The 26,224-nt window shown below is 41.4% G+C and carries 26 protein-coding genes; 8 read left to right on the top strand and 18 right to left on the bottom strand.

What is annotated here, in order from left to right; genetic code table 11:
* From DFQ04_RS08980 to DFQ04_RS08945, 8 genes are all read right to left on the bottom strand, one after another.
* Positions 1-267 carry a DUF493 domain-containing protein gene (locus DFQ04_RS08980; RefSeq protein WP_133554962.1) on the bottom strand — a complete coding sequence of 89 codons (267 nt, stop codon included), beginning with the start codon at positions 265-267 and terminating at the stop codon, positions 1-3.
* Positions 268-351: 84 nt separating this feature from the next.
* Positions 352-2,460 (bottom strand): peptidylprolyl isomerase, encoded by a 2,109-nt coding sequence (locus tag DFQ04_RS08975; RefSeq protein ID WP_133554960.1) that lies wholly within the window; start codon positions 2,458-2,460, stop codon positions 352-354.
* 100 nt (positions 2,461-2,560) lie between these two features.
* The gene (locus tag DFQ04_RS08970) at positions 2,561-3,829 is read right to left on the bottom strand and encodes a hemolysin family protein (protein ID WP_133554958.1); all 1,269 of its coding nucleotides are present in this window, start codon (positions 3,827-3,829) and stop codon (positions 2,561-2,563) included.
* A 2-nt stretch (positions 3,830-3,831) separates the two neighbouring features.
* Positions 3,832-4,032, bottom strand: a complete 201-nt coding sequence (locus DFQ04_RS08965; protein ID WP_133554957.1) for a hypothetical protein — start codon at positions 4,030-4,032, stop codon at positions 3,832-3,834.
* Positions 4,029-4,577, bottom strand: a complete 549-nt coding sequence (gene lptC, locus DFQ04_RS08960) for an LPS export ABC transporter periplasmic protein LptC (RefSeq protein WP_133554955.1) — start codon at positions 4,575-4,577, stop codon at positions 4,029-4,031. Before lptC ends, DFQ04_RS08965 begins: the two co-directional genes overlap by 4 nt.
* Positions 4,578-4,657: 80 nt before the next feature.
* Positions 4,658-5,959, bottom strand: a complete 1,302-nt coding sequence (locus DFQ04_RS08955; protein WP_133554953.1) for a hypothetical protein — start codon at positions 5,957-5,959, stop codon at positions 4,658-4,660.
* A gap of 74 nt (positions 5,960-6,033) precedes the next feature.
* Positions 6,034-7,317: a hypothetical protein gene (locus DFQ04_RS08950; RefSeq protein ID WP_133554951.1), complete on the bottom strand. Its 1,284-nt coding sequence runs from the start codon at positions 7,315-7,317 to the stop codon at positions 6,034-6,036.
* Positions 7,307-8,023 (bottom strand): type III pantothenate kinase, encoded by a 717-nt coding sequence (locus DFQ04_RS08945; RefSeq protein ID WP_133554949.1) that lies wholly within the window; start codon positions 8,021-8,023, stop codon positions 7,307-7,309. Before DFQ04_RS08945 ends, DFQ04_RS08950 begins: the two co-directional genes overlap by 11 nt.
* A 91-nt stretch (positions 8,024-8,114) precedes the next feature.
* Between DFQ04_RS08945 and DFQ04_RS08940 the strand changes: the two genes are divergently transcribed.
* The 3 genes from DFQ04_RS08940 to DFQ04_RS08930 all read left to right on the top strand — a co-directional run bounded on the left by DFQ04_RS08940 (position 8,115) and on the right by DFQ04_RS08930 (position 12,195).
* The gene (locus tag DFQ04_RS08940) at positions 8,115-9,188 is read left to right on the top strand and encodes an anhydro-N-acetylmuramic acid kinase (protein WP_133554947.1); all 1,074 of its coding nucleotides are present in this window, start codon (positions 8,115-8,117) and stop codon (positions 9,186-9,188) included.
* A gap of 74 nt (positions 9,189-9,262) precedes the next feature.
* On the top strand, positions 9,263-10,489 hold the full coding sequence (locus tag DFQ04_RS08935) for a Glu/Leu/Phe/Val dehydrogenase dimerization domain-containing protein (RefSeq protein WP_133554944.1): 1,227 nt from the start codon (positions 9,263-9,265) through the stop codon (positions 10,487-10,489).
* Positions 10,490-10,671: 182 nt separating this feature from the next.
* Positions 10,672-12,195, top strand: a complete 1,524-nt coding sequence (locus tag DFQ04_RS08930; RefSeq protein WP_133554942.1) for a sodium:proton antiporter — start codon at positions 10,672-10,674, stop codon at positions 12,193-12,195.
* Here the strand turns inward: DFQ04_RS08930 and DFQ04_RS08925 are convergent.
* The 8 genes from DFQ04_RS08925 to rfbC form a co-directional block, all read right to left on the bottom strand.
* Positions 12,192-12,773: a DNA-3-methyladenine glycosylase I gene (locus DFQ04_RS08925; protein WP_133554939.1), complete on the bottom strand. Its 582-nt coding sequence runs from the start codon at positions 12,771-12,773 to the stop codon at positions 12,192-12,194. The genes DFQ04_RS08930 and DFQ04_RS08925 overlap by 4 nt on opposite strands.
* A gap of 36 nt (positions 12,774-12,809) precedes the next feature.
* The gene (locus DFQ04_RS08920; protein WP_133554937.1) at positions 12,810-13,547 is read right to left on the bottom strand and encodes a shikimate dehydrogenase family protein; all 738 of its coding nucleotides are present in this window, start codon (positions 13,545-13,547) and stop codon (positions 12,810-12,812) included.
* Positions 13,544-14,479 (bottom strand): DUF368 domain-containing protein, encoded by a 936-nt coding sequence (locus DFQ04_RS08915; RefSeq protein WP_133554935.1) that lies wholly within the window; start codon positions 14,477-14,479, stop codon positions 13,544-13,546. Before DFQ04_RS08915 ends, DFQ04_RS08920 begins: the two co-directional genes overlap by 4 nt.
* A gap of 125 nt (positions 14,480-14,604) precedes the next feature.
* On the bottom strand, positions 14,605-15,375 hold the full coding sequence (locus DFQ04_RS08910; protein WP_133554933.1) for a phosphosulfolactate synthase: 771 nt from the start codon (positions 15,373-15,375) through the stop codon (positions 14,605-14,607).
* 102 nt (positions 15,376-15,477) lie between these two features.
* The gene (locus tag DFQ04_RS08905) at positions 15,478-16,899 is read right to left on the bottom strand and encodes a tetratricopeptide repeat protein (protein ID WP_133554931.1); all 1,422 of its coding nucleotides are present in this window, start codon (positions 16,897-16,899) and stop codon (positions 15,478-15,480) included.
* 159 nt (positions 16,900-17,058) lie between these two features.
* Positions 17,059-18,015, bottom strand: coding sequence for an NAD-dependent epimerase/dehydratase family protein (locus DFQ04_RS08900; protein ID WP_133554928.1), 957 nt, complete (start codon positions 18,013-18,015; stop codon positions 17,059-17,061).
* Between the two features lie 10 nt (positions 18,016-18,025).
* Positions 18,026-18,775 carry a tyrosine-protein phosphatase gene (locus tag DFQ04_RS08895; RefSeq protein ID WP_133554926.1) on the bottom strand — a complete coding sequence of 250 codons (750 nt, stop codon included), beginning with the start codon at positions 18,773-18,775 and terminating at the stop codon, positions 18,026-18,028.
* Entirely contained in the window at positions 18,775-19,326 is a 552-nt protein-coding gene (gene rfbC, locus DFQ04_RS08890) for a dTDP-4-dehydrorhamnose 3,5-epimerase (protein ID WP_133554924.1), read from the bottom strand. The genes DFQ04_RS08895 and rfbC overlap by 1 nt, the downstream gene beginning before the upstream one ends.
* Positions 19,327-19,522: 196 nt before the next feature.
* On the opposite strand from rfbC, the gene hflX reads away from it, so the two are divergent.
* On the top strand, positions 19,523-20,788 hold the full coding sequence (gene hflX / locus DFQ04_RS08885; RefSeq protein ID WP_133554922.1) for a GTPase HflX: 1,266 nt from the start codon (positions 19,523-19,525) through the stop codon (positions 20,786-20,788).
* 22 nt (positions 20,789-20,810) lie between these two features.
* Here the strand turns inward: hflX and dgt are convergent, their stop codons facing one another.
* Positions 20,811-22,181 carry a dGTP triphosphohydrolase gene (gene dgt / locus DFQ04_RS08880; RefSeq protein WP_243739656.1) on the bottom strand — a complete coding sequence of 457 codons (1,371 nt, stop codon included), beginning with the start codon at positions 22,179-22,181 and terminating at the stop codon, positions 20,811-20,813.
* 82 nt (positions 22,182-22,263) lie between these two features.
* On the opposite strand from dgt, the gene DFQ04_RS08875 reads away from it, so the two are divergent.
* The 4 genes from DFQ04_RS08875 to DFQ04_RS08860 all read left to right on the top strand — a co-directional run bounded on the left by DFQ04_RS08875 (position 22,264) and on the right by DFQ04_RS08860 (position 25,450).
* Complete coding sequence (locus DFQ04_RS08875; RefSeq protein WP_133554920.1) at positions 22,264-23,073, top strand: DUF4382 domain-containing protein; 810 nt, start codon at positions 22,264-22,266, stop codon at positions 23,071-23,073.
* Positions 23,074-23,161: 88 nt separating this feature from the next.
* On the top strand, positions 23,162-23,950 hold the full coding sequence (locus DFQ04_RS08870) for a DUF4382 domain-containing protein (protein ID WP_166637292.1): 789 nt from the start codon (positions 23,162-23,164) through the stop codon (positions 23,948-23,950).
* Entirely contained in the window at positions 23,947-24,975 is a 1,029-nt protein-coding gene (ribD, locus tag DFQ04_RS08865; protein WP_243739655.1) for a bifunctional diaminohydroxyphosphoribosylaminopyrimidine deaminase/5-amino-6-(5-phosphoribosylamino)uracil reductase RibD, read from the top strand. The genes DFQ04_RS08870 and ribD overlap by 4 nt, the downstream gene beginning before the upstream one ends.
* Positions 24,968-25,450, top strand: a complete 483-nt coding sequence (locus DFQ04_RS08860) for a GAF domain-containing protein (protein WP_133554916.1) — start codon at positions 24,968-24,970, stop codon at positions 25,448-25,450. The genes ribD and DFQ04_RS08860 overlap by 8 nt, the downstream gene beginning before the upstream one ends.
* 6 nt (positions 25,451-25,456) lie before the next feature.
* Here the strand turns inward: DFQ04_RS08860 and DFQ04_RS08855 are convergent, their stop codons facing one another.
* Positions 25,457-26,221 carry an alpha/beta fold hydrolase gene (locus DFQ04_RS08855; RefSeq protein WP_133554914.1) on the bottom strand — a complete coding sequence of 255 codons (765 nt, stop codon included), beginning with the start codon at positions 26,219-26,221 and terminating at the stop codon, positions 25,457-25,459.
* Positions 26,222-26,224 lie beyond the last annotated feature (3 nt).

The raw sequence follows: 26,224 nt of genomic DNA, 5'->3' as shown, positions 1-26,224 counted from the left end.
TTAAAGAGAAATTACTCCTTCGATTTCTGAAGCTTGCTCATAAATAGCAATGACCTGATCTGCACTATCCACCATCATTTGGATGGTAGTACTCACATATTTACCTCCACTGCTGGGCTTTAGGCTCATTTCATTTTTAGGGAAAAGTTCTCCAACTTCTCCTTCCCGTCCATTGGGGACGATAAATTTAAACATGTAAAGCATTGGAAATTGGCCTGCGGCCTCGAGTCTTTCCTTGAATCCTGCTTTATCAAAATTCTTTTTCATGATCAAACTTACTCCTTTCTATCAAATATTTTTTCAAACAAAAAACCCATGTCTTTCGACATGGGTTCATTTTTGAAGTTTTTATTAATAAAACTTGTAGCGGTAATCTTTCACATCGGCCAGATCCTGTAGAGCCATCATGATTTGATAGTTCATTCGTTGGGAAGCTGCTTGTGTCAATTGCCCTTGATAAGCTGTATAATCTCCGATTTCAGCTGCTGGAGTGAGAGAGTTCAATTTTCCGACTAATACTCCGATATCTTCTTGGATAGGCTGAGTAATTTTTCCGGCTGTAGAAAGTCCGAAAATCGCTCCAATAGCCTTTGGTGCAAAACCGATACCTGGAAGCACGGAAGTGTTCAATCTCAAATCAGGAAGAGAATTCAAGGAAGCATCCGCAAATACTGCTTTCATTTCTTCCAAAGTAGTTTTTCCGGCAATTTTCTCCTTGATCATAGCAGCCTTTTTCTCATTAAGAACTAGCTGTCTTACCTGATCTTTCACATCTTCCAACTTGGCATCGCCTTCTTCTTTTCTAGAAACTAAGGTAGCGATCAAGTAAGAGTTGTCTAATTCAAATACAGGAGATACTTCACCAACAGAAGCTTCACCGAAAGCCCACATCACCACGCCTCTGGCATTGGTCAAGTTGTTAAGGTTTCTAGAATTAGCATCTACATTATTTGCCTGGATGATTCGGTAACCCTTGTCAGTAGCATTTTCAGTAAACTCATTTCTATTTCCGCTTTCAGCGGCGAAGGTATCCGCATTTCTATAAGCTTCATCTCTTGTTTCGTCTGAAGCTACTAGCTCCAATTCCAAAGTAGCAAGTTTTGTATAGCTAGTTTTAGGCAACTCAGTAACGCTAATGATATGGTAGCCATATTCTGTTTCCACCACATTTGGCAACAAACCAACTGCATTAGCAGCATAAGTGGCAGTGGCAAAAGGCTCCACAAAATCTTCCTTAGCAAACCAACCCAAATCTCCTCCAACCTGAGCGGTTCCGTCTTGTCCATATTGTCTGGCTGCAAGAGCGAAATCCAAGCCTTCCTTGATCTCGGTTAAAACTTTCTCGGCCTGCTCTTTTACAGAAGCCTTGCCAGTATCGTCCATTCCTTCAGTGCTGAATAGAATGTGAGAAGACCTCATCTTAGCTGTTCCTTCATACTGATCAGAAATCTTGTAAGAAACGTAGGTAGAATTAGGGGTTACAAAAGGACCATAAGTTTGGCCTTTCTGGATATCGCCCACATTAGAAGTCAAGCTAGCAGGAAGCTCGTCACCAGGACCAAAGGCCTGGAATGGAAACTGCAATTCAGAATTTCTGCTAACAAAAACAGAATCTTCAGTGGTAGTTTTTAATTCTTCTGTCAATTCATTGATTCTGCTGATAACCTCTGCTGAGTCTAACCCACTTGGCAAAATGCTAAACATCACATATTCCATGCTGGCAGAATTACCAATCTGGAATTTCTCTTTATTCTTGCTTAGGTATGCACTAAGATCGCTATCAGAGATTTCTACTTCTCCATCAGGAATCACGTAATACGGAATGTACAATACAGATGCGTCAGCAATTGAATTTGCTCCCTTGTATTCCAATTTCGCTTCAGCAGTGGTAGCATATTCAGAAAGAGCCAGCATGTTGTCATACTTCACACGCTTTCTGGATTGCACGAAAAGTTGCTCTTGCTGATTCCAAAATGCCTGCTGAGCTGGATCCGCAGTCTCCAAAGACTGAAGAAAAGTAATCAGCTGATTTTTGTCAAACTGACCTGTCTGAGGATTTACCAATTGAGCACGAAGTTCAGGAACAATATTTTTTCCCTGCACCATATCCACCAATTCTGCTGGAGATACAGTTAATCCCAATTTTTCATATTCTTCATCGAACACTCGCTCCACGATCATTGCCTGCCAAGCCTGCTCTCTTACGGAGACCATCTCTGCTTCAGCCGGAACTCGACCGGTTCTTTGCTGGAAAGAAGCCTTGAACTCTTCAATCTTTTGGGAGTACTCCTCCAAAGAAATTTCTTCTCCGGCAATTTCTCCAACGATGTTCTGATTGCTATTCAGAAGGGATGAATTTGGACTCAACAAATCCCCGCCCAAGAGGAATAATATCAACCCGCCGGCGATCACACCGATTGCGAGACCTGTCCGCTGTCTTATTTGCTTAATTAACGCCATTAGATTTACTACGCTTTTTTAGAAGTGTCGCAAAATAATAGCATTAGCCTCGAAATTCAAAATCAACTTGAAACAAAGTCCTAATCGAAAAAATATCAGACTAGTTGATTTTCAGGCGAACTGTATCAATTCGGTGGGCCTGTTTGGACACAATAGTAAAGGTATATTTCCCAATAGTGACGTTATCTCCTTTATTAGGAAGATTCTCTGTCATAGAAAGGATTAGACCAGACAAAGTTTCAAAATCACCATAGGGCAATTCCCAACCATATTTCTCATTTAAATAATCTATCTCATGTCGGGAGCTAAGCAAAAATTCCTGATCAGTTAGCTGCTGCTCTACCAAATCATCGCTATCGTACTCGTCATCGATTTCCCCGAAAATCTCCTCTATGATATCTTCCATGGAAACAATCCCGCTTGTCCCACCGAACTCATCCACGACTAAAGCCAAGCTTTTTCTTTCCTGAATGAACTGAATCAACAGCTCATTGGCCAAGGCTGACTCAGGAGCAATGATGATTGGGGTAAGGATTTCCTCAATAGACTTTGGCTTTTTGAATAATTCCAACTGATGGCAATAACCAATTACTTCGTCAATGCTTTCCCGATAGACGACAATTTTGGAGTGACCGCTTTCCTCAAAAACTTTTTTCAAATCCTCAATCGAATCTTCTACCTCTACCGCAACAATATCCGTTCTGGGGATCATGCATTCCCTGATCCTAACCGTCTTAAATTCCACGGCGTTGTCAAAAATCTTGGTATCGATTTCTACCTTTCCCGGAGAACTTTGAGCCATTCGAAAATGCTCTTTCAAGAAGGAATTCAAATCAGTCACCGTGAAAACCGGCCTTTCTTCGTTGTATTCCAGTCTTAACATTTTAGTGATAAAAAATCTGGACATCCCAACAATCAACCAAACCAAAGGATACATGAGCATATAAATCCCCCAAAATGGCACCGCAAAGAATCTCAACATGGAGTTGGGATTGAGCATGAAAAGGCTTTTAGGCAAAAACTCTCCTGTGACCAAAACCAAAATGGTGGAAAGAATGGTCTGAATAACCAATACGCTACCCTCATTGGCAAGATTGGCAGGAAGAAAAGACCGAATGGGATCTTCTAAAAGGTAAGCCATGAATGTGCCGTACAATACCAACATAATGGTATTCCCGATTAGGGTAGTCCCAATAAATTGGCCTGGATTTTTGACAAAGCGACTTAAAAGCTGACCTGAAAGCAGACCTTGTTTACTTTGTAGCTCGATCTGAAGCTTATTGGCCGAGATATAAGCCATCTCAATGCCTGAAAAAAATGCTGAAAAAACCAGGGTGATCAATACATAAAAGAGGTAGGTGTTATCCATGATCAGCGTTTTTTCTTCTTTTGAGTAGGTTCGGGTTCTTTCGGGTTGGTTTTATTTCTTCTTAGCTGAAACCAAAATAACAAGCCAACCGCAAACATAAAAATAGCATATGAACCACCAATTCCTACCGTAAGGCTTTGATGGATGCCTATGATCACAAATGCCAAGGCTAAAGAAAGGATCAAAACGTCTCCGAGTTTCATAGGCCTTCTCCTGGTAAAAGGGTACGACTATCCCGAACTTGCTTCAGGGTATAATTAGAAAAGGTATCGTCAGCTTCCATTCCGGTACCATTAAATAAGGTTTGCCTTTCCTGAATAGTCACAAATTTTTCTGTCCAGATTTTTTTCTGGGCTTGATTCCAAAAGATTTCTTCCGTCTGCAGCTTTTGATCTTTGATCAAATTTTGAATTTGAACATTTCCTTCTCCGCGATAAAGATTTTCATCTTTCATAAAAAATCCCCGATCTGCACGAAGGGTGGTTTCCAAAAGTCCTTCAACAGTGAAAAATTTGATTTCTATGCCCTCAGGAAACTGCAAGTCTCCATTTTTAAATTCCAACTGTCGTGGAGCACGGATCTCTGAACGAAGCACCGCTGAATCGCTATGAATCAATAGAATATCAATAGCCTCATTCATGGGGCCATCATACACTTCCAAAACCTCAGGACTGACGCTTTCTCTACAGGAAAAGAAAAAAAGGGACCCAAAAAGAGAAAGCAGGAGAAATTGAATTTTAGGATTCACGTCACAAAGATATATAATCGTATTGCCTGAAAACGAAAAAGGCAGCCAAATGACTGCCTTTTCTAAGATTTTGCTTGAAATTAATCTCTGGTAGCCAAAGATACAGTCTCACCTACCCAGCATCCTGTGCTGATGGAAGAACCAACCTGAAGACCTTCAGTAAACAATTCTTCCTTAGATGGGAATCTTGATCTTGCACTTCCCATTCCTTTAGAATCACCTGCTTTTTGGTATGCATTGTAAGCTGCGATGAATACAGAGTAGTCTTTTGCACGGCTCTCTCCACCTTTACAATCGTTGAAAGAAGACATGTACAAGTCACCGATCAAAGAGTAGGCAGTAGCAGTTAATTCAGCGTCCAAAGCAGCAGCTTCTTTTGCAGCTGTTCTAGCGGCAGCCTTCCTACCAGCATTGGTATGGATCTTTGCAAGTTCCATCTGGATTTCGCCTTTCTGCTTGTTATTTTCTGCCAAAGTCAATGCTTTTTCCAAAACAGGCTGAGCCTTGTCAAAATCTCCAGCAGACATGTATCTCATCGCTCTTACCTGAGAAGTAGCGAAAGTAGGATTGTTAGAGTCAATCAATTCCAATGCCGCCAAGAAGGAGTTGGATGAATAACACTTGTATTGTACAGAATATCTAAATATCTGATTTGCAATATCCAAGTTGGTTGGATCAGCAGCCAATTTTGGACCGATTGTATTTTCGATAAAATCACAATCGATCAATTCCATATTGATCAGAACCTGTTCCAAAAGACTTCTTGAGCTGGTAACATCTTTACCCTCAGCCTCAGACTTATTCAATAATCCACTAGCCATTTCAAATTTTGCCAAAACTTGCTCACCAGTGTAAGCTTTATTATAGGCGTTATTCAAATAAATCAAATTGAAATAGGCAGCTACTAATTGATGATTGATATTTCCATTCAATTCAATGGCTTTTTCAAAGTCAGCAATTACACCACCGATTCTTTCTTTATCATTTTTGAAAAACTGATAACCGAAGTAGGCCTTATTTTCAATCCACTTTTCTGGGTTGTTGTAGATTTGACCTCTTTTTTCATAGATAGCCATTACGCTATCCTGATACACCAGTTTCTGAGCAGCATCAGCAGTTTTGTCAGCAGCACCTTTGTAAATGTTTACCCCATTGATATAAATGGACTCATTCAATTCTGGAGTATTTACAAATAGCCAGTTAAGTGGCTTAAGTGCCTCAATGAATTGCTCAGACTTCATGTAGTCTACATAAGCGGCATTTTTTTCTCTGGCTAGGGCTTCCTGTGCAGGATCAGTAGGCCAGTTCCATCCATCCTGAGCCTGTGCATAACCTGCCAGAAGCACTGCTCCAAGAGCAAGAAGGGTTGATTTAAGTTTCATATCTGTAAGGTTTTAATCGGTTGCTTTGTAAAATTAGAGTTCTATATAGGTTACTTTTTTTTAGTACTAATTGTTTACTCAAATACTCTTTTGTAGAACCAGCTATTGTCGTTTAGAGAAAATCCTAAAGTGAAGTTCACATAACTTTCTCTGATCAGACCATTATCCAGAGTCCCTCTTCGACCGACTTTGAAGGCGAAGTTGACCAAGGAAAGCTGGTTCACTGGAATAGATGTTCCAAGGTTGATGCCAATGTCATTGATATTTGTATTATTTAACATGTACGGCGTCTGCATCCATTCTACTCCGATTCTATAGGTTGCCCTTAAGAAAATATTATCAAAATTCAGGTAATCAGGCACGATTTGGAAGCCCAAACCGACTTTTCTGGTAGCCTGAAGATTCAGCGGATCACCGAAAAAGTTTCGGTATTGCGCAAAATCCTGAGCCTGACCTTCCAAGCCGACTGCGAATTTATTAATTTTCTCAAAAGTCAGCCCAAATCCGTACCGATTTGGGATATAGATATTTCCTTTAACGTTATCGGCGATCAAGTCACCATCCGAATCCGGGTCGCTAGCTTGGCCAAAGTCCGCTAATTTTGCAAACGCGGTTCCATTAACGTTCCCTAAATTCTGATAAATGGCGCCTAGATGGAGATTAGTTTTCTCTGAGGTCTTGAATTGGTAGTGAACACCAGCCTTAAATCCCACATCCGACACGGTCAATCGCTCATAATATTCGGAAGGATTTCCCACCTCTTTACTTTCTTCATTAAAGACGACCAATTGGTTGGTTCGAATAGTGGAACCGAAGAGATAAGACCCTTGGAATCCTATGCTCAAATTTTTTGCAATTCTATAACCAAAAGTCATGTAAGCTTCAGAAATTCCTCCACTTCCCTGTAAAAAATTAGTAGCCACTAAATCTGAATTGGCTACCTCGCTTCGAACCTGAAGTCTGTAATTCACACTGGTTATTTGGCCTAAACCCATACCCGTGGTGAATTTTCCAGATTTTACTGGCAAAGAAAACGCCAAATAGGACAAGCCTCCTCCGTCTACTGTGGAGTTTTCAGTCCCGTTATTCACATTATTTCGCTTGTAATTAAAGGCAGCCTGAAAGTTGAAAATCGTATTGTAGGTCGAAAGAGCAGGATTGACCACGTTTGCTTGCCATCCAGTTCCATAACTGATGCCTAGTCCACCCATTCCTTGATTTTGGGTCAATCCGGAATAATTAAATTCCCCGATTCCCAGCGCACTGTAGGTGGAGGCACTGTTTTGTCCATGGACCTTTGTAAATAATAAAAGGGTGCAGATGACACCCAAAGATTTTAACCCTATTTTACTCAACATTGTGGTTTAGAATACAATTCAGTCCATGAAGGACCAAATTTGGGACTACAAATATGTGGTCTTTTGCCATTGAAACAAAAGATTGGGCGTCTCCTCCACAGAGAAAGACCAGAATTTCAGGAAATTTAAGACGGTAAGCTGCAATTTGCCCTTCCATTTCATAGGTCAAGCCATACCAAATTCCTGCTTGCATGCAGGTGATTGTCGAATCCCCGACAAAATTTTCCGGCTTTTGAGCCAGATCCACCAAGGGTAATTTGGAAGTGAAGGTATTCATCGCTTTGGCCCGCATCGCCATGCCCGGTGAAATGGAGCCTCCGCGGTATACGGATAGCTCGTCAACCAACTCATAGGTCACGCAGCTTCCTAGGTCAATTGCCAAAACTGGACCCTTTCCTGCAAGTTCCCAAGCACCAATCGCTGCGGCGATCCTATCCAATCCCAAAGAATGAGGAGTGGAATACCCATTGACAATAGGCAAGGGGGTAGAATGACTCAAAAATTGAAATTCAAAAGGAATAGACTTCTGAAGTTCTTCCATAGAATACCGCACCGAACTCACCAAGGCATGGTCAAACGGCATGTTTAGCCAGAATTCTACCGCATTTTCCAAAGAATCAAATACATGGTCACCCAGCAATTCCTTCCCTGAAAAAAGGGCAGATTTGATTCGGGTATTTCCTATGTCGATTACCAGATTTTTCATTTGCTTCGCAAAATAGCCAATAAAAGAAGTAAGACTTTTTATCGGTAAATTTATCTTTGAAGCTATTCCCTCGCTTAACAATCTTTAACCCATGTCTCAGGAAACCTATAGTATGATTGGCTTAATGTCCGGAACATCCGGAGATGGTCTGGATGTAGCCTTTGCTCATCTTTCCAAAGAAGGTTCCTGGCATTTTGAAATTGAAGAGGCGAAAACTTTTCCTTTTCCCGAGGATTTGGGTGAAAAGCTTATGCGTTCTCACTTGATGTCCGGATTAGAATTAGCGCAATTGGATGTGGACTTTGGGAAATGGATGGGAGAAAAGGTCAGGGATTTTTGTGATGAATTTGAATTCAAGCCCCTGGCTGTGGCATCTCATGGACATACGGTTTTTCATCAACCCAAACTTGGATTTTCCCACCAAATCGGAAATGGCTGGGCTTTGCACGCTTCCTCAAAGGAACGAGTAATCAATGATTTTAGAATGTTGGATATCCAGCTTGGGGGACAGGGTGCCCCTTTGGTACCGATCGGAGATCAATTGCTTTTTCCGCAAGTAGATTTTTGCCTGAATCTGGGAGGGATTTCCAATATCTCTTTTGAAAAATCAGGTAAACGATTGGCCTTTGACACCAGTCCATTCAATATCCTTTTGAATTCTGAAGCCAAGAAACTCGGCCTTGACTATGATGCCGGAGGCAATGAAGCCAGAAAAGGAGAAGTATCCTTGACTCTTTTCAATCAATTGAATGCTTTGCCTTTTTACACCCATCAAGAGGCAAAATCACTGGGAAGAGAGGATATGGAAAGAGATTTCTTGCCTTTAATTGAGGCAGCAAAACTTGACCCTAAAGATGCTATGAGAACCCTGGTAGAGCACTTTGCCTTCCAGATTGCAAAGGTTATTTTGGAAAATAAAAGAAAGGAAAAGCCTTTGGTGTTGATAACTGGGGGAGGGGCATACCATACTTTTTTTGAGGAAAGATTGGGGCATCATTTAAATCATTCCTGGGAAAAATACACTGCCAGTAAGGAGTTGATCGAATTTAAAGAGGCTTTGATTTTTGCTTTTTTGGGCGTTTTGAGACTTCGGGGTGAAAATAATTCTCTAGCCTCTGTAACTGGAGCTAGCCGAGATTCCTCAGGGGGAACGATTTATCCCTGACCACTACTCCAAATCTTCTGATTCTTGCCAAGGTTATTTTTCTATTTTTGGGGCCGAATATAAACCCAAGAAATATGCAGGAACTGCTAAAACGATTTGAGAATAAAAAACCTGAAATCATCTTTGAATGGAGTGACAGTGAAACCGAGGCTGAAGGCTGGGTAGTGATCAATTCGCTTCGTGGAGGAGCCGCGGGCGGTGGAACCCGGATGAGAAAGGGTTTGGATCAGCGGGAAGTGGAATCCTTGGCCAAAACAATGGAAGTGAAATTTACCGTTTCGGGCCCAGCTATAGGTGGAGCCAAATCCGGGATAAATTTTGATCCTTCTGACCCAAGAAAAACTGGAGTTTTGGAACGCTGGTACAAGGCAGTGATGCCTTTGCTTAAGAATTACTATGGAACTGGTGGGGATTTAAATGTGGATGAAATCCATGAGGTAATCCCAATTACGGAGTCTTATGGACTTTGGCACCCACAGGAAGGAATTGTCAATGGACACTTTCACGCCAATGAACCACAAAAGATTCGAAAAATAGGACAGCTTCGCCAAGGTGTTTCCAAGGTTTTGGAAGATCCACTCTTTACTCCAAACGGTACCAAAAAATACACCGTAGCCGACATGATCACTGGATATGGTGTTGCCGAAGCAGTAAGACATTATTATGCTATCTGGGGAGGAGAGATCAAGGAAAAACGAGCCATCATCCAAGGTTGGGGCAATGTAGGCGCAGCAGCTGCTTGCTTTCTGGCTGTAGAGGGAGTGAAAATCGTAGGAATTATTGACCGTGAAGGAGGTCTGATTAAGGAAGAAGGATTTGATCTGGATGAAATCAGGGAGCTTTTCTTAAAGCGGGAAAAGAACAAACTGGTGGCTGAAAACTTGATTCCATTCGAAGAAATCAATTCAAAAATCTGGGATATCAAAAGTGAAATTTTCATTCCAGCTGCCGCTTCAAGACTAATCACAAAAGAACAAGTCTCGAGAATGGTAGAAGCAGGACTGGAGGTAATTTCCTCGGGTGCGAATGTGCCATTTGCCGATCCTGAGATTTTCTTCGGACCAACAGGAGTCTGGGCGGATCAGAGAATTTCTGTGATTCCGGATTTTATTGCGAACTGTGGCATGGCAAGAGTTTTTGCTTATTTAATGAGTGACGATGCAGAAGTGACCGATCAGGCTATTTTCAGTGATGTCTCCCAAACCATCGAAAAGGCTCTTGAAAAAACATTTGCAGAAAACCCATCGAAAACAAACATCGCTCAGGCATCCTTTAAAATAGCTTTGGCACAACTCGTGTAAAAGCAGACCCTATTATTCCCCCTCCTGAATTAACTTTTCGTGAAATCAGGAGGGGATTGTTTTTGCCCTTGGGCAGTTTCCTTCAAAAATTGTAGTTTAGCGCTTGCTTACCCCGTTAATAAATCTTTAAAAAAATTCTATAATTTATCGGAAAGTAGAACCCGGCTTACCCAATTGACCCGATGAAGAAATCTCTTGTAAGTTTTATCATATTTTTCGGAATAATATTTTTTGGCTTGACCCTAGCCTCCGAGACATATGCTGAAACTGTCCAGACAGCTACAGATTTATTAGCTCAGAATTCCGCTGATCAAGCAATGGATTCCGCTAATTCTGTGGATATCCATGCTGAGGACGCAGAGCATGGTCACTCCGCCCCAGGATGGCTTGTGATTCCTTTTGTTGCCCTTTTGTTGATGATTGCTACAGGTCCGCTCTTTTATGAGCATTTCTGGCATCACAACTACCCAAAAATTGCAGTAGGCTTTTCCATTCTGGTTGTCTTGTACTACCTGTTTGCATTGGATAATGTCCATGCACCAGTCCATGCTTTGGCGGAATACATACAATTCATTGCCCTTTTGGCATCGCTTTATGTAGCCTCAGGTGGTATTTTGATTGAAATTGACAAGAAGGCTACCCCAAATGCAAACGTTGCCTTGCTTTTGATCGGAGCCGTTATTTCCAATTTGATTGGAACTACAGGGGCCTCCATGCTTTTGATTCGGCCATTTATCCGATTAAACAAAGGAAACATCAAACCTTACCACATAGTGTTTTTTATCTTGATGGTAAGTAATGTGGGTGGTTCGTTGACTCCTATAGGTGATCCTCCGCTTTTCCTAGGATTTTTAAAAGGAGTTCCATTCTTCTGGACCATAGAACACAACTGGCCAGCTTGGGGATTAGCCTTGATCCTTTTAGCTACAGTTTTCTATTTCTTGGATAGAAGATTCAGCAAGGAAGAAGAAGATGAATTTGCCGAGGAGATTACTTATTCCAATAAATTCACTCTGTTAGGAGCTAAAAATTTTGGATGGCTTTTAGTGGTAATCTGTGCTGTTTTCCTTGACCCGAATGTGATTGAAGGAGTTCCTGCCATTGAGTATGATGGACAGAAGTTTTCTTTTCTCAGGGAAATCATCATGCTTTCTGTGGCCTTCTTCTCCTACAAATTTGCAGATCAGCGGGCTTTAAAAGGAAATGAGTTCAACTTTGAGCCCATCCGTGAAGTCGCATTTATCTTCATAGGCATTTTTGGTACCATGATGCCCGCCTTGGAATTGGTGGGCAACTTTGCCAAATCACCAGAAGGAGCAGCTTTGATCACGCCAAATACACTCTATTGGGGAACCGGCTCACTATCTGCAGTTTTGGACAATGCTCCAACCTATCTAAACTTCTTAGCTGCGGCCATGGCTTCTGAAGGAGCAGATATTGGGAATATCGCGGCAGTGAGAGAATTCGCTGCCAATACCATGAATAATTCTGACACCACCTTCCAACTATTGGCAATTTCAATTGCTTCGGTATTCTTCGGGGCCATGACCTATATCGGGAACGGTCCAAACTTCATGGTGAAATCTATTGCTGAGCAAAGTGGAATCAAAATGCCATCTTTCTTCGGATATATCATTCGATTCACTCTACCAATACTACTCCCGATCTTATTCTTGGTCTGGTTGATATTTATAGCCTTTGTTTAAAGCTTCACCTCTTCGTACCGAAAGCATTCCACCAAATGATCATTGATCAGTCCGGTGGCTTGCATATGGGCGTACATTACGGTGCTTCCTAAAAATTTAAATCCCCGTTTCTTTAGATCCTTTGCCAAAGCATCGGATTCTGGGGATGTTGCAGGTGAGGGGTCTCCCTTTTTCAAGGAATTTTGAATGGGCTTTCCTCCAACAAAGCTCCAGATATAGTTTGAAAAGGAACCAAACTCCTGCTGAACTTCCATAAATCGCCGGGCATTATTGATAGCAGCCCGAATTTTTAAAACATTCCGGATAATTCCCGGATCTTGAAGAAGCTCCTGAACATAACTTTCTGGAAACTCGGCTACAATTTTATAATCGAAGTCCGCAAAGGCTCTGCGATAACCATCTCGCTTTTTGAGCACAGTGGCCCAACTTAATCCGGCTTGTGCACTTTCCAAAATCAAAAATTCAAAGTGCACTTGATCATCAAAAACTGGAACTCCCCATTCCTGATCATGATATTGAACATATTGGGGGAATCCTAGGCACCAAGGGCAACGGATTTTTTCTTCAGAATTTTGCATTCCTGAAAATCATTAAAAAATCAATCGGGAACAATTTTAAGAGTTCCAGATTTTCCAGGCAGCTTCAGCTTGGAGCTCCAGCATATCTTGCCCGTTCTTAACTTTTCCGCCACGATTTAGGCATTCCTGCATCAGAGAAGTGACCGGTGGGTTATAGACCAAGTCATAAACCATATGCTCAGAGGTCAACTGATTTAAAGGAATCGCCGGAATGCCTTCTGTTTTGGGAAAAGTACCCAGAGGAGTCGTGTTAATGATCAGCTGATAGTTTTTTAAGAAATCGGGATTTTTTCCCAAGTCGGTATAGGTGATTTGATTTGAGTCCTCCTTTCTGGAAACAGACAAAAAATCAACTTTTAAATCCTTCAGAGCCTGCTTTACTGCTTTGGAAGCTCCACCAGTCCCGAGGACCAAAGCCGAAGGAATACTATCTCCCAACCATGCCTGCAGCGAATGCTTAAAGCCAATATAATCTGTATTGAAGCCCTTCTTTTGTCCCGGCCGAATTCGAATACAGTTCACTGCACCAATTACTTCACAGGCAGGATCTAACTCATCCAAAAATGGAATAACCTGTTCCTTATAAGGAATTGTAACTGCCATACCCTCTAATTCAGGATTTTCAGCTATAATTTTTGGAAACTCAGTTATCTCAGGAATTTCATACAAATCAAACTGGCAATTGGGAATGCCTTCCCTTTCGAATTTTTCGGTGAAATACTTTTTGGAAAAAGAGTGACCTAAGGGAAATCCAATTAACCCGAATTTTCTCATGATTTCTGAAGTTTGGTTGCCAGCCATTCGATGAAAAGGACTATGCCAATCCCGAAAATAAATGCAAGGATTGCAGCAAGGAATTGAGGTTCATTTCCCACCTGAGCTAAATAATCTGAAGGCAATAAATTTTCAGTAATAAAGGGTTTTTGCTCGCCACTTGAAGAGGTTCTCCAAACGGTGACAATTTTCCAAGGCCAAAGTTCATTAACCGAACCCAGCATAAATCCTGAAAGCAAGCCAATAGTTGCAGAATGATATTTTTTTAGCAAGAAGGAAACTACCCGACTAAACGACAAAATTCCAACCACGCATCCAGAGGCAAATAATGCCAAAGTCAGGATATCTTTTTCTGAAACTGCCTTGAGGATCGTCTCATATTTTCCCAAAATCAACAGGATAAAACTCCCACTAATTCCCGGCAAAATCATGGCACAGATGGCAATTGCTCCGGCAACAAATACAAACCACTTCTGGTCCGGAGAAGTCGTAGGAGGTAGGTTGGTTACCCAAATTGCAATGAGCGTTCCTATCAAAAGAGCCAAAATCACTCCAAAATGCCATCTTTTGATATCCTTCAATATCAAGAATGCACTGACTAAAATCAATCCACAGAAAAAGGACCAGAGGGGAATTGGGTGCTCTTCCATCAAAAAAGTAATCACTTTAGACAAAGCAAAAATGCTGGTAAGGATTCCCAGCAGAAGGCTCAAGAGAAAGCTTCCATTTACCGCCTTGTAGAATTTCTTCAACTCCAGCTTTCTGAGGTACCCTAAATTTTCAAGATTAAAAGCATTGATGCTATCTAGGAGATGCTGATAAATCCCGGCAATTAAAGCAATGGAACCTCCGGAAACCCCCGGGACAATATCAGCCGCTCCCATAGCCATCCCTTTCAGGTAAGTCAATCCGTATTTTTTGATGGATTTCATCTTGATTCAAATTTTTTCATCTGCCAGAAAATCTAATAACCAGATAGAATACCCTTTGCTTGATTTTCTAGACAAAAATAAAGGCTGACCGATAGATCGATCAGCCTCTTTTACAATAGGTTTATTTACAATTTTATTTCTCCAAGGAAATGATCAAACGTATCTCCTCTGAGTCCCAAACGAATTGTCTCAAGAGGAATCACTTCTGATGGGCTGATATTTCCCAAATTCACATTTGCTCCAAGCAATTTGATAAACCAAACCTGCTGGGATTTTTGTGGAGCTTCCCAAATGATTTTTTCCTCAGGAACCTGGGTAAGAATTTCTTCCACCAAACCTTGTCTAACTTCCCCGGAATCACGGAAAAGACCAACATTTCCACCTTCTCTTGCCTCACCGATCACCTTCCAGGCTCCTGCATTCAATTCTGTTTGCATTTGCTCGATCCACTTGTAAGGAGGAATAATCTTCGCAGCATCTTTGGACCCAACTTCTGAGAGAACGGTCACTTGCTTAGCAAGAGTGCTGATATATTCACATTTCTTATCGTGATTCAATGAAATAGAGCCATCGGATACTTCGGCAAATTGAAGCCCGTATTTATCCAAGACTTTTCTGTAGTCATCGAACTGACCTCTTACGATAAATGCTTCAAAAAGTGTCCCTCCAAAATAGACCGGGATGCCAGCTTCTCGATAAACAGCAATTTTTTCTGTCAGATGTTTAGTCACATAGGAAGTCGCCCATCCTAACTTGACGATATCCACGTAATCTGCACAGCTATCTACAAAGTCTTCAGTTTCTCTTAGGCTAAGACCCTTGTCCATAGCCATAGTAAATCCCGTATTACGTGGCTTCTCAGTCCGTACAGGGAGATTCTTTAGCACATAATTCATGTGTTTTTGATTGGTTTTTTAATGGCCACATGGAATCTCGCATGAAGGCTAATCATCACGGCGTGTGACTTTTTAGTCATGCTTGATTTCATATGCTAGGTTTTAAGATTCGTTTGAGGATTGCTCATCCCGATATTGGGCGATAATCTTGTAGATAGCCTTCTGCTTTTTTAGCTCTGGCATGAGCTCGTACAAGATGGTATGCCTTTCAAAGTCCAAAGTTAAGGCATTTTCTAAATATGTGAAGGCTTCTTTGTATTTGCCCATTTTAACCAAATACACCACCAATCTATAGTACAATTCAGGCTCCTCGGGAGATTCTTCGATTCCCTCTCGGACTACATCAATTGCCTCTTCGAATCTATTTTGCTCAAAATAAATCACAGAAAGATTGACATAAGTTTCCATGATTCCAGGCTCCAGATTGATCGCTTCCTCATAAGCTTCTGAACTAGCCTGAAGGTTTCCAAGGTTAAATTCAGCATCTGCCAATCCCACCCAATAGTTTGGATTGTCCTTGTTGAGATTCAGGGCCTTTTTGAAATAGTGAATCGCTTCAAAGTATTTTTCCTTTTTCAGCATACACATACCTAATCCAAACCAAGCGTCATCATATTCCTCGTCAAGTTTGGCAGATTTTTTAAAGTATTTGAAAGCCTCATCGATTCGTCCCAGCTTCTCATACGCAGCCCCCATGTAGCAACAGTTCTCAGCATTGGCCCCCTCACAATTGATCGTATTCTGATATGCTTCTATGGCCGCTTCATATTGATGGGTATTCATCAAGGAATTCCCCATATTAAAATGGGCCGAGGCAAAAGAATCGTCAATCAACAATGCATATTCATAGGCTTGAATAGCTTCTTTGAATCTTCCCAGTCGGTTATAAACCACTCCAAGGTTATACCAAGCTCCGGCTGAGTAGGGATCCTGATCGATGAATTCCTGATAAAACTCCAATATTTCATCAAAGGAGCCTTCTTCCTCAGTGATCATCGCCAACTGGAAAAGTGCATCCTCGTGATTGATTCTGTTTTTGACAGCTTCCTTGAAATAAAAACTTGCCTTGTTGTTATCGCCTTTAGCTCGATATAGATTTCCAAGAGAGTAAAAAACCTCGGCCTTGTCATCTGCCAAAGGCAGAAAATTTTCTAGCAAATCAATCCCTTCTTGAGGATTACCTGCTAGAATCTGAGCATTGGCCAAAGCCAACAGGATATCCTCATTGTTTGGGGAAAGGTTGTTCAGATTTTCGAGGATATTCAAGCCCTCATCCAATTCATCGTTAAAAATCAGACATTGCGCTTTAAGCAAACGAATTTCCACAGAGAAGGGAAACTTCTCCAAGGCAAATTCTGAGGCTCTTAAGGCTTTGAGGAATTTTTGCTGATCAAAGTAAAACCGGATGATGTCTTCCAGTTCTTCTTCTTCGAAATAGAGGTCCAAGTTGGATTTTAGGGAATTTTCAAATCGCTCAACCAGCTTTTTGTCTTCTTCCCAGTCGTGATCGTGATCTCCGGTCATTCGAATGAGTTATGGTTTACTTAAGATACCAATAAAACGGCTATCTCAAAATGCTAACTAGTTAAATTTCCCTTTTTCAGGCTACAAATTTTTTGATAGGAAAATCAGGGGATTTTGGGTGATAAAAGGCTAAACGCCGATTAGGAAAAATAAGTTTACTCAGGGTTCATTGCACCAGATCAAAGTCTCCTCCAAAGAGCGATAGGAAAAGCCGAGCAATTCAGTTGCCTTGGTAGGCTGGTAAGTGATTTTTTGCTGGGCAATTCGAGCCGTTTGGGCAGTCAAGGGATTATCCGAAAGTCCGAGAAGCCTCATAAAACCAAAGACTTTTCCCAAAGTTCCAGACCAAACCGGGGATAGGGCAAATCTTGGTGGCTTTTTGTTATACGTCTTTGCAGCTCTATTCAAAAATTCCAAAAATGAAATACTTTCTTTATTCAAAATAAATCGTTCTCCCCATGCCTCTTTCTCTACTAACAGACGGGTGATCTGAGCGGCATCCCGGACATCTATGTAATTCAATTTTCCCTTTGGATAAAAGGTGTTTTCCTGAAGTACATAATCCAAAATAGCTGTGCTGGTTCGGTGGGTGGAGATTTTTCCCAAAATCATGGAAGGGTTCACGATCAAAACTTTCAATCCTTCTTGCTCACCTCTCCAAACTTCCAATTCAGCTCTATACTTTGAAATGGCATATTCGGTATTGAGCGGAGAATCTGCCCATTTAAACTCCTCATCGTAAGTGGTTTCCTCAGTCGTCCTTCCAATAGCGGCAACAGAACTGACATACACCAATCGCTCGATTCCCGAAGATAGCATGGCATTGACCAAATTGGCTGTCCCCTCAGTATTGACTTGATAAAGGGCATCTGAATCTCTGGCCGCGAAGGATACTAATCCTGCACAATGAATGACTAAATCCATCCCCCTAACTGCTGCGATCAGGGAATCATAATCTTGAAGATCCCCCTCTACCCAGTGAATATTCAGATTATTCCCAACCAGATCAAGGGATGAATTCGCACGTTTTAGTCCGAAAAGCTCACCCATTTGGGCAAACTCCTGTGCAAGTTGACTTCCGAATAATCCGGTGATTCCGGTAATGAGAATATTCATGGGAAAAATTTCAGAGCTGGGAATTGACCCAATTCATCTCCTTTATTTTAGAATAAAACTTCTGGTTTTTGGGAAGGGTGGCCAGCATGTCCAAATAGCGTGGATTATGGCAATCCGTTCCTAAAAATGTAACCGCTCCGCTATCTATCAACATTTCTCCAAAATCTTTGACTGGTCGGGAATAAAACCCGGTAAGTGAAAGAAGGTTTACCTGAAAGATGAGTCTGCGCTCGATCAATTCTTCCTGAAGCTTTTTGTCCACGAGTAAATATTGATATCGCTCCGGATGGGCTAAAACGGGTTTATAGCCGGCCATTTCCAAATGGAAAATGATATCCAAAAGCATTTGAGGCTTATTGATAAACCCCGTCTCCACCAAAATATACTTATCTCCAAAGGTCAACAGCTCTTCTCCATCTTTTACTTTTTCCAGGAATATTTCATCCATGTAGTATTCTGCCGCGGCATCTATTTCCAATTGGATATTTGCCGCCTTGGCTGCTTTCCTCAAATCTTCCAGTCCAAGCTTGATGATCTCAGGAGTATTTCGGTAATACTCTGACATGATATGAGGCGTGGTAATCACTTTCTTCAACCCAAATCCCTCCATTCTTTGAAGGAGGTGAAGTGATTCTTCCATGGTTTTGGATCCATCATCGATTCCCGGAATCAAATGCGAATGCATGTCCGCACCTAGCCAACTCAGGTCAAGTTCTTCAACTACTTCAGGTTTCTTTTTCAGAAAATCCAACCAACTCATTACAATCCTCCTGTCTGATTTTTAAACTCCTCCAAGGTAGGCCAATATTTATCCTTCTCGGAAATTATAGGTGAGGATACTCCCCAGTCTATACCCAACATAGGGTCATTCCACAAGATTCCACCTTCGGATTCTTTGTTATAAAAATTAGAGCATTTGTAAGCAAAAATAGCGTCCTCTATCACCGCAAATCCATGGGCAAATCCCTTTGGAACGTAAAACAGATTGAAGTTTTGGTCATCCAAAATGGTAGAAAAATGCTTTCCAAAAGTCGGAGAGTCCTTTCTTAAATCTACAGCTACATCCAATACTTTCCCTGAAATCACCCGAACCAACTTAGCCTGTGCATGAGGAGTTCTTTGAAAGTGCAGGCCTCTAACTGTGCCTTTTTGGGAAAAAGATTGGTTATCCTGAACCCAGTTTTCCTCAATTCCCAGGCTTTTTAACCAATCCTCTCGATAGGATTCAAAAAAATAGCCTCTGTTATCTGGAAAGATTCTGGGAAATATCTCAATTAACCCTTCAATTGGGGTTTTCCTTAATTCTGCCATTTGGCTTGATTTTCTTTGGGTTTCGATGGTAAAATAACCATTAGGAAATAGAGTATCCTAACTATTCTGCTGAATAATCCCCAAATTTGCATTAGGATTTCCTAAAAACAAGTAGCAATCCCTCCGAACAGATTGCCTGCTGGGAAGATTGAACCAAATTCCCGCTCTCTACCTTTAACAAACGGAGACACAAACCATGAGTAAATTTTCAAGAAAGCTTCAAAAACTTCATGATACTGCGCCAAAACAGGAGACTGCAGTTTTAGTCACCCTGATCCGTCAGCAGCAAAGTGATCAGGAAATCGACGAACATCTGGAGGAGCTTGCCTTTCTAGCAGAAACTTTGGGAGTAAAGACGGTTTACCGCTTTACTCAAAGAATGGAAAAACCGGATATCCGGACCTTCGTTGGAAAAGGAAAACTAGAGGAAATTCAAGCCTATGTGGAGCATTTTGGGGTGGATATGGTGATTTTCGACGATGATCTTTCTCCTTCTCAAATGCGAAACTTGGAAAACGAAATCAAAGTGAAAATCTATGACCGATCACTTTTGATTTTGGATATTTTCCTTCAAAGAGCACAAACAGCGCAAGCGAAAACTCAGGTAGAACTTGCACGATATCAATACCTCCTTCCCCGACTAACTCGCATGTGGACCCACTTGGAAAGACAAAGGGGAGGCACAGGAACTCGTGGTGGTGCCGGTGAAAAGGAAATTGAAACCGATAAGCGGGATATTAGAAATAAGATTTCCTTACTAAAAGAAAAGCTGAGTGAAATCGAAAAACAAGGAATAACCCAGCGAAAGGCTAGAAAAGGAATCGTCCGAGTAGCATTGGTTGGCTATACCAACGTCGGTAAATCCACTTTGATGAATCTGATTACCAAAACAGATATTCTTGCCGAAAACAAGCTTTTTGCAACCGTAGATTCTACTGTTAGAAAAGTAGTCTTGGATCATATTCCGTTTCTTCTTTCCGATACGGTAGGATTTATCCGTAAGCTTCCTACCCACTTGATCGAATCCTTTAAATCAACCTTGGACGAAATTCGAGAAGCCGATCTTCTGGTTCATGTGGTGGACATTTCCCACCATGCATTTGAAGATCATATAGCCGTAGTCACTCAAACCTTAAACGAAATCAAAGCTGGAGATAAGCCGGTGCTGCTTGTTTTCAACAAAATCGATCTGGTCCAGCAAATGCCAACCGAGGAGGAATCTATGCACATCAGCGAGCACGAACTCCAAGAAACTCGTTATTTGGATTTCAAGGCCTTAGCGGATGCTTATGAAAAGAAAAACGGGATCAAGCCGGTCTTTATGGCGGCTGCTTCAGGAGAAAATGTAGAAGGATTCAGGGAAGCCCTGATCGCCGAAGTAAAAAAACAACACCGAAAAATATACCCTCATTACCTCGAAGATGAAGTAGTGGACTGGGGTAAATCAGAATTGGAACAATAAAAAACGGGCAAATGCCCTTTTTTTATACCCCTGGTAAAGCTATTCCTTTTACTTTTCGATAAAGATTCAAGGCATTTTTATCTGTCATACCTGAAATGTAATCTACCAAAGCCCGAAGTAAAGGATAAGGATTGACCTCCGCTCCCCAACCTTTCATAGGAAAGTCCTCTGGCAGAAGTCTCAAGATACTTTTGTCCTGTCCGGAAAAAGACTCCTGATGGTAATAATGATGGTAAAGTGCCTTAGAGAACACAGATAGTAATCCTTCCAAGACCTGAAATCCTGCTGCTTCTTTTTCCAAAACCACTTTAGATCGATAAATTTTCTTTACAGAAATAGAAGAAATTTCAGCCAGAGCCTTTGCCGATGGTATGATGTCAGTAAGGGCTTTATCAAAGTTCCCTTTTCGCATATTTTCCTCGTATTGCGCAAAAACCTCCACCGTTTCTCGAATTAATTGCCCTATAGTCAGTGCGCGAAGAACTCCCAGATTTTGAGTGTTTGTTCTATCCTTAAGCTTCGCAGGATCAAATTTTTGCCCGAGAATTGGTTTTAGTAATTCAAGAGTTTCCTCAAAGCTTACCAATCCCATGGTGCATCCATCCTCCAAATCAATGATACTGTAGCAAATATCGTCCGCAGCTTCCACCAAAAAGGCTAAAGGATGCCTTACCCAACAATCACCACTGATTTTTTCAATTCCCAGTACCTCAGCCATGTGCTCGAAGTCTGTCAATTGATTGATGAAAAAGCCATATTTCTTTTGACTCTTTCGGGCGATATCCCTTTGGGCAATTAAGCTGGGTCGGGGATATTTAGTAAATGCGGCAAGCGTCGCATAGGTCAATTTCAACCCAAACTGTTTGGAAACTAGCATTCGAAACCCCTGGGCGTTTCCTTCAAAATTGATCAGGTCGGCCCATTGATCCACTCTCACATGCCTTTCCCAGAGTTTACCATCCTGATGTAGCCTAAAAAAATCAGAAATCGCCTCTTCTCCCGCATGACCAAAGGGTGGATTTCCAATATCATGGGTCAAGGCTGCGGCAGCAACTATCGACCCGATTGCCGAGGAAGTAATTCCTTGCTTTTGAAGAACCGGGAATTTATTTACTAAAAATTCCCCCGCTCCTTTTCCTAAAGATCTTCCAACACTGGAAACTTCAAGGCTATGTGTAAGCCGAGTATGTACAAAAGCCTGATCAGGCAAAGGAAATACCTGTGTCTTGTCTTGTAAATTTCGAAAAGGGGCCGAAAAAATGACCCGGTCATAATCTATCTCAAATTCGCTTCTTCCTTGCTCTGAAGCAATTGGCTTTGGACCATCTCCAAATCTCCCTTCGGCAAGAAGTCTTTCCCATTTCATCATGCCCAAAAATAGGAATCTCTTCATAAAATTTACTTTGAAAAATATAATAACGAGATTGGCATAATGCTTGAGAAGCTAAGCGTCCTAACCAAAATTTTATAACCACATGAAAGCCCTAGTTTCATATTTTAGTTTGTTGCTGATCTTAGTGATCGGTACAAGCTGCCAGGACAATGACCAACCTAATTCGGGTGAGGCAAGAGTAAATTTTCGTTTAGTTGATGCCCCCGCGGACTATGACGAAGTTTGGATTGAAGTGATTGCTGTCAGAGTAAAAGTAGATTATGAAGACAGTGATATGGATGAAGAAAATGATGATACCTGGGAGGAAATTGTATTGGAAGGATCAAGAATGGTCAATCTTCTCGACCTCACCGGTGGAAATTCTTTGCTTCTAGGAACTGAAGATTTCCCTGAAGGGGAAATTGATAAAATCCGCCTGATTTTGGGAGAAAACAATTACCTAATGAAGGATGGCCAAAAAATCAATTTGTCTACTCCAAGTGCTCAGCAGAGCGGTTTGAAAATCAAGGTTGAAGAACCCATTGAAGGCGGAAATTCTTATGATTTGATCATTGATTTTGATGCTGCTAAGTCGATCGTTACCGCGGGAAACTCAGGCAATGTCATTTTAAAGCCCGTGCTTCGTGCATATGTTGAAATGAGTCAAGGCATAAAAGGTCAGGTTCTACCTCTGGCAGCCAAGCCCGTACAGGTTACAATCACCGGAAATGGAATGGAAGTAAATACTTTCGCAGACGACAATGGAAATTATTCTGTCATGGGACTAAAGCCAGGAACCTACTCCATTAAATTCTCTCCTAATGAATCCTATTCGGAGGCAACATTAGATAATATTATTGTAGAAGAAGACAAGATTACCACTCCCGCCCCCGTTAATTTGATCGCTAAATAATTAATCAAATGCCGGCTAAGCCGGCATTTTTCTTTTCATTCCCTAGAGATTAGAAAGCCCATCTAAAGATTTGAACTAAATTTGGGATGTGAAGAAATTTAAACTGCTCATTTTTATTTTCCTGGGATTTGCCATTGCCTGTACCGGACCTGATGAAAGTCCAAAAGCCTTGGTCAATGTATTTTTAATCGATGCTCCAGCTCAGTGGGATTCCGTAGTCGTCGAACTTCAGGGTGTCGAATTGGAATTTGTTCCCAACGGAAGGGAGGGTCAAGTGGAAAAAGTTTTTTTACCCTATGAACTCGCAGACAAATTTGTGGATCTCTCCCAGTTGGTTGGAGGTGTGGTCTTACCAGTAGGAAGAACTGAAATCAACTTGGGAAATATTACGGGAGCCTTTCTGAAATTAGGCCCTACGAATACTTTGTATCAAGGAGATAAAGGATATCCGCTCACTTTGCCTAATGGAGAAAGCGATTATTTCGGAAAACTCCAAATTGACCTCCAATCGGGTGTTTCCTATGATTTGATTGTAGATTTTGACTTGGAAAAATCAATCCGGCAAACGAGTAGCTCTCCCATAAAATTTGATTTTAACCCTTCAATCAGCATTTATTCAGGGATAGGAAAAGGAGATGTACAAGGGACGATCAGCCCGAGTTCTCTCTCTCCAGCTATCTACCTTATCCAGGGAACCGATTCCATAAGTACACATACCAACACATCAGGGACTTTTCGATTTCGGACTGAGCCGGGTAACTATACCATCTTCATTGATCCCAAAAACTCATCTTATAGGACCGATACCCTACTTAATGTGGAAATCCAAGAAGGAAAACTGAATTCATTAAGCCCAATCACCCTTTCTAAGAAATGACTGATTCGAAGGAACTTTTCATGAGAAGGGCTTTGGAATTGGCCGAATTAGGAATGGGATCCGTCAGCCCAAATCCAATGGTCGGGTGTGTGATAGTTCACGAGGGAAAAATCATAGGCGAAGGATATCATCAAGTTTACGGCGGTCCACACGCAGAAGTAAATGCGGTAAATTCGGTGGCCGACCAAAACCTGCTGAAAGAAAGTGAAGTTTTTGTCACCTTGGAACCCTGCGCTCATTGGGGAAAGACTCCTCCCTGCGCCAATCTTTTGGTGGAAAAGGGAGTTAAAAAGGTAATCATTGCAGCTGCAGATTCGAATCCATTAGTAGGAGGAAAAGGAGTCGAAATCCTGAAAAATGCAGGAATTGAAGTTGAGACAGGAGTTTTGGAGCAAGAAGCCCGACGGCAAAACAGAAGATTTTTTACCCAGATCGAAAAGAAAAGGCCTTATGTGATTCTGAAATGGGCACAAACCCTGGATGGCTTTGTGGCAAGGGAAAACTTCTCCTCCAAATGGATCAGCAGTTCAAAAAGCCGACAGTTGGTTCATAAATGGAGAGCTGAAGAAGACTCCATCTTAGTTGGAAAAAACACAGCCAAATACGATAACCCAACTTTAAATGTGAGAGATTGGGTGGGAAAAAATCCGATTCGAATTGTTTTGGATTCTCGATTGGAGCTTCCTGAAAATCTCAACCTATTCGATAAATCCATTCCAACACTTTGTTTCAATACCATCAAATCTGAATCCCAGGAAAATCTAGAGTGGATTAGAATGAATCCTGGATTTTCAGTAAAAGAAATCTTGGAGGAACTTCAATCCAGGAAAATACAAAGCTTGATTGTGGAAGGGGGAAGCCAGGTTTTGAAAAACTTTATTCAATCCGAACTTTGGGATGAGGCCAGAGTTTTCACCTCCAAAACCACTTTTGAAAAAGGAATTTTAGCTCCTGTGTTGAACCAAAATCCAGTGGAAACCATTTCTCTTGATCAAGACCGACTAGACATTTATTATCATGGCTGAAAATTTATTTATCCCTGAAGCTGCCACCAAAGCAGAAAAATACGAAGCCGTACTTCCTCAGATTGAGGCTTTAATTACCGATGAGCCAGACCTTTACGCCAACCTGTCGAATATCGCTGCAGCTCTACGTGAAGCTTTTGGCTTTTTTTGGGTGGGTTTCTATTTAGTCAAAGGAGAGCAATTAGTCTTGGGACCATTCCAGGGTCCAATCGCCTGTACTCGGATAAATTTCGGAAAAGGAGTTTGTGGAACAGCCTGGAAAGAAAAGCAGACTCAGTTGGTGCCTGACGTGGATGCATTTCCTGGGCACATTGCATGTAGCTCTGCCTCAAAGTCTGAAATTGTGGTTCCCGTTTTTAAAAATGGGGAAGTCGCGATGGTATTAGACGTAGACAGTGATGTATTGGCGGATTTTGATGAAACAGATCAAAAGTTTCTTGAGAAACTTATGGGTATTTTAGAAAAGACTCTATAATCAGGCTTAGCAAGACTTTGCAAAATCCCTGACTATTTCAAGAGTTTCCTTTTTGCTTTCCACCATACCCATATGTCCCACGCCTTCCAGCTCAACATAGTTGGTAAAAGCATCTTTTTGAGCGCGACTGGACTGAATTTTTACAGCTCCATCTTCAGTTCCAGCAATCAATAGCTTAGGACCTGAAAAAGTTTTTAAGACATCAAGTCTTTCTTTTCGATCTCTCATAGCTCCTGAGAAAGCGATTAATCCTTCCAAAGAACACCGCTTTGCTTCTTGGATTGCTGAGTCGATTTCTTTGCTTAATTCTTCTCTTTTCGACTCTGGAAAAAGTGGGGGAACAAAGGAAGTGACAAATTTTTCCACTCCATTTTTCTTCAAAAAAGTAATGGTTCTGTTACGCATTTCTTTTTTATCAACATCATCAGCAAATGCCGTAGAATGGAAAAGAACAACCCCTTTGAGCTTCGATCCCATCAATTCCAAAAGCGCCAAAGTCACATAGCCTCCCAAAGAATGCCCGATTACAATAGGATTTTGGATTGCATTTTCTTCCATCCAATCCTCCAAAATCACAGCAACCTCCTCCAAAGAAATATGATGTTTTTCGATCGGGGAATCTCCACAACCGGGCAGATCTGGACAGATCACACGAAAGTCTTGGGAAAGCTCTTCAGCGAATTCATCCCACATTCTGCTTGTTTCACAGAATCCATGGATCAAAACCAAAGGCTGACCTTTTCCTTTTTCAAAGAAATTAAGAAGAGACATGAA

This window comes from Algoriphagus boseongensis, assembly GCF_004362805.1.
GTDB classification, from domain to species: domain Bacteria; phylum Bacteroidota; class Bacteroidia; order Cytophagales; family Cyclobacteriaceae; genus Algoriphagus; species Algoriphagus boseongensis.
Note: the sequence above shows the minus strand (reverse complement) of the source record. Positions and strands in the feature narration are given on the sequence as shown.

Bases quoted from the DNA above. Each gene is read 5' to 3' on its own strand.
- DFQ04_RS08980 (WP_133554962.1), bottom strand. From the start codon at position 267: ATGAAAAAGAATTTTGATAAAGCAGGATTCAAGGAAAGACTCGAGGCC.
- DFQ04_RS08975 (WP_133554960.1), bottom strand. From the start codon at position 2,460: ATGGCGTTAATTAAGCAAATAAGACAGCGGACAGGTCTCGCAATCGGT.
- DFQ04_RS08970 (WP_133554958.1), bottom strand. From the start codon at position 3,829: ATGGATAACACCTACCTCTTTTATGTATTGATCACCCTGGTTTTTTCA.
- DFQ04_RS08965 (WP_133554957.1), bottom strand. From the start codon at position 4,032: ATGAAACTCGGAGACGTTTTGATCCTTTCTTTAGCCTTGGCATTTGTG.
- DFQ04_RS08955 (WP_133554953.1), bottom strand. From the start codon at position 5,959: ATGAAACTTAAATCAACCCTTCTTGCTCTTGGAGCAGTGCTTCTGGCA.
- DFQ04_RS08950 (WP_133554951.1), bottom strand. From the start codon at position 7,317: ATGTTGAGTAAAATAGGGTTAAAATCTTTGGGTGTCATCTGCACCCTT.
- DFQ04_RS08945 (WP_133554949.1), bottom strand. From the start codon at position 8,023: ATGAAAAATCTGGTAATCGACATAGGAAATACCCGAATCAAATCTGCC.
- DFQ04_RS08940 (WP_133554947.1), top strand. From the start codon at position 8,115: ATGTCTCAGGAAACCTATAGTATGATTGGCTTAATGTCCGGAACATCC.
- DFQ04_RS08935 (WP_133554944.1), top strand. From the start codon at position 9,263: ATGCAGGAACTGCTAAAACGATTTGAGAATAAAAAACCTGAAATCATC.
- DFQ04_RS08930 (WP_133554942.1), top strand. From the start codon at position 10,672: ATGAAGAAATCTCTTGTAAGTTTTATCATATTTTTCGGAATAATATTT.
- DFQ04_RS08925 (WP_133554939.1), bottom strand. From the start codon at position 12,773: ATGCAAAATTCTGAAGAAAAAATCCGTTGCCCTTGGTGCCTAGGATTC.
- DFQ04_RS08920 (WP_133554937.1), bottom strand. From the start codon at position 13,547: ATGAGAAAATTCGGGTTAATTGGATTTCCCTTAGGTCACTCTTTTTCC.
- DFQ04_RS08915 (WP_133554935.1), bottom strand. From the start codon at position 14,479: ATGAAATCCATCAAAAAATACGGATTGACTTACCTGAAAGGGATGGCT.
- DFQ04_RS08910 (WP_133554933.1), bottom strand. From the start codon at position 15,375: ATGAATTATGTGCTAAAGAATCTCCCTGTACGGACTGAGAAGCCACGT.
- DFQ04_RS08905 (WP_133554931.1), bottom strand. From the start codon at position 16,899: ATGACCGGAGATCACGATCACGACTGGGAAGAAGACAAAAAGCTGGTT.
- DFQ04_RS08900 (WP_133554928.1), bottom strand. From the start codon at position 18,015: ATGAATATTCTCATTACCGGAATCACCGGATTATTCGGAAGTCAACTT.
- DFQ04_RS08895 (WP_133554926.1), bottom strand. From the start codon at position 18,775: ATGAGTTGGTTGGATTTTCTGAAAAAGAAACCTGAAGTAGTTGAAGAA.
- rfbC (WP_133554924.1), bottom strand. From the start codon at position 19,326: ATGGCAGAATTAAGGAAAACCCCAATTGAAGGGTTAATTGAGATATTT.
- hflX (WP_133554922.1), top strand. From the start codon at position 19,523: ATGAGTAAATTTTCAAGAAAGCTTCAAAAACTTCATGATACTGCGCCA.
- dgt (WP_243739656.1), bottom strand. From the start codon at position 22,181: ATGAAGAGATTCCTATTTTTGGGCATGATGAAATGGGAAAGACTTCTT.
- DFQ04_RS08875 (WP_133554920.1), top strand. From the start codon at position 22,264: ATGAAAGCCCTAGTTTCATATTTTAGTTTGTTGCTGATCTTAGTGATC.
- ribD (WP_243739655.1), top strand. From the start codon at position 23,947: ATGACTGATTCGAAGGAACTTTTCATGAGAAGGGCTTTGGAATTGGCC.
- DFQ04_RS08860 (WP_133554916.1), top strand. From the start codon at position 24,968: ATGGCTGAAAATTTATTTATCCCTGAAGCTGCCACCAAAGCAGAAAAA.
- DFQ04_RS08855 (WP_133554914.1), bottom strand. From the start codon at position 26,221: ATGTCTCTTCTTAATTTCTTTGAAAAAGGAAAAGGTCAGCCTTTGGTT.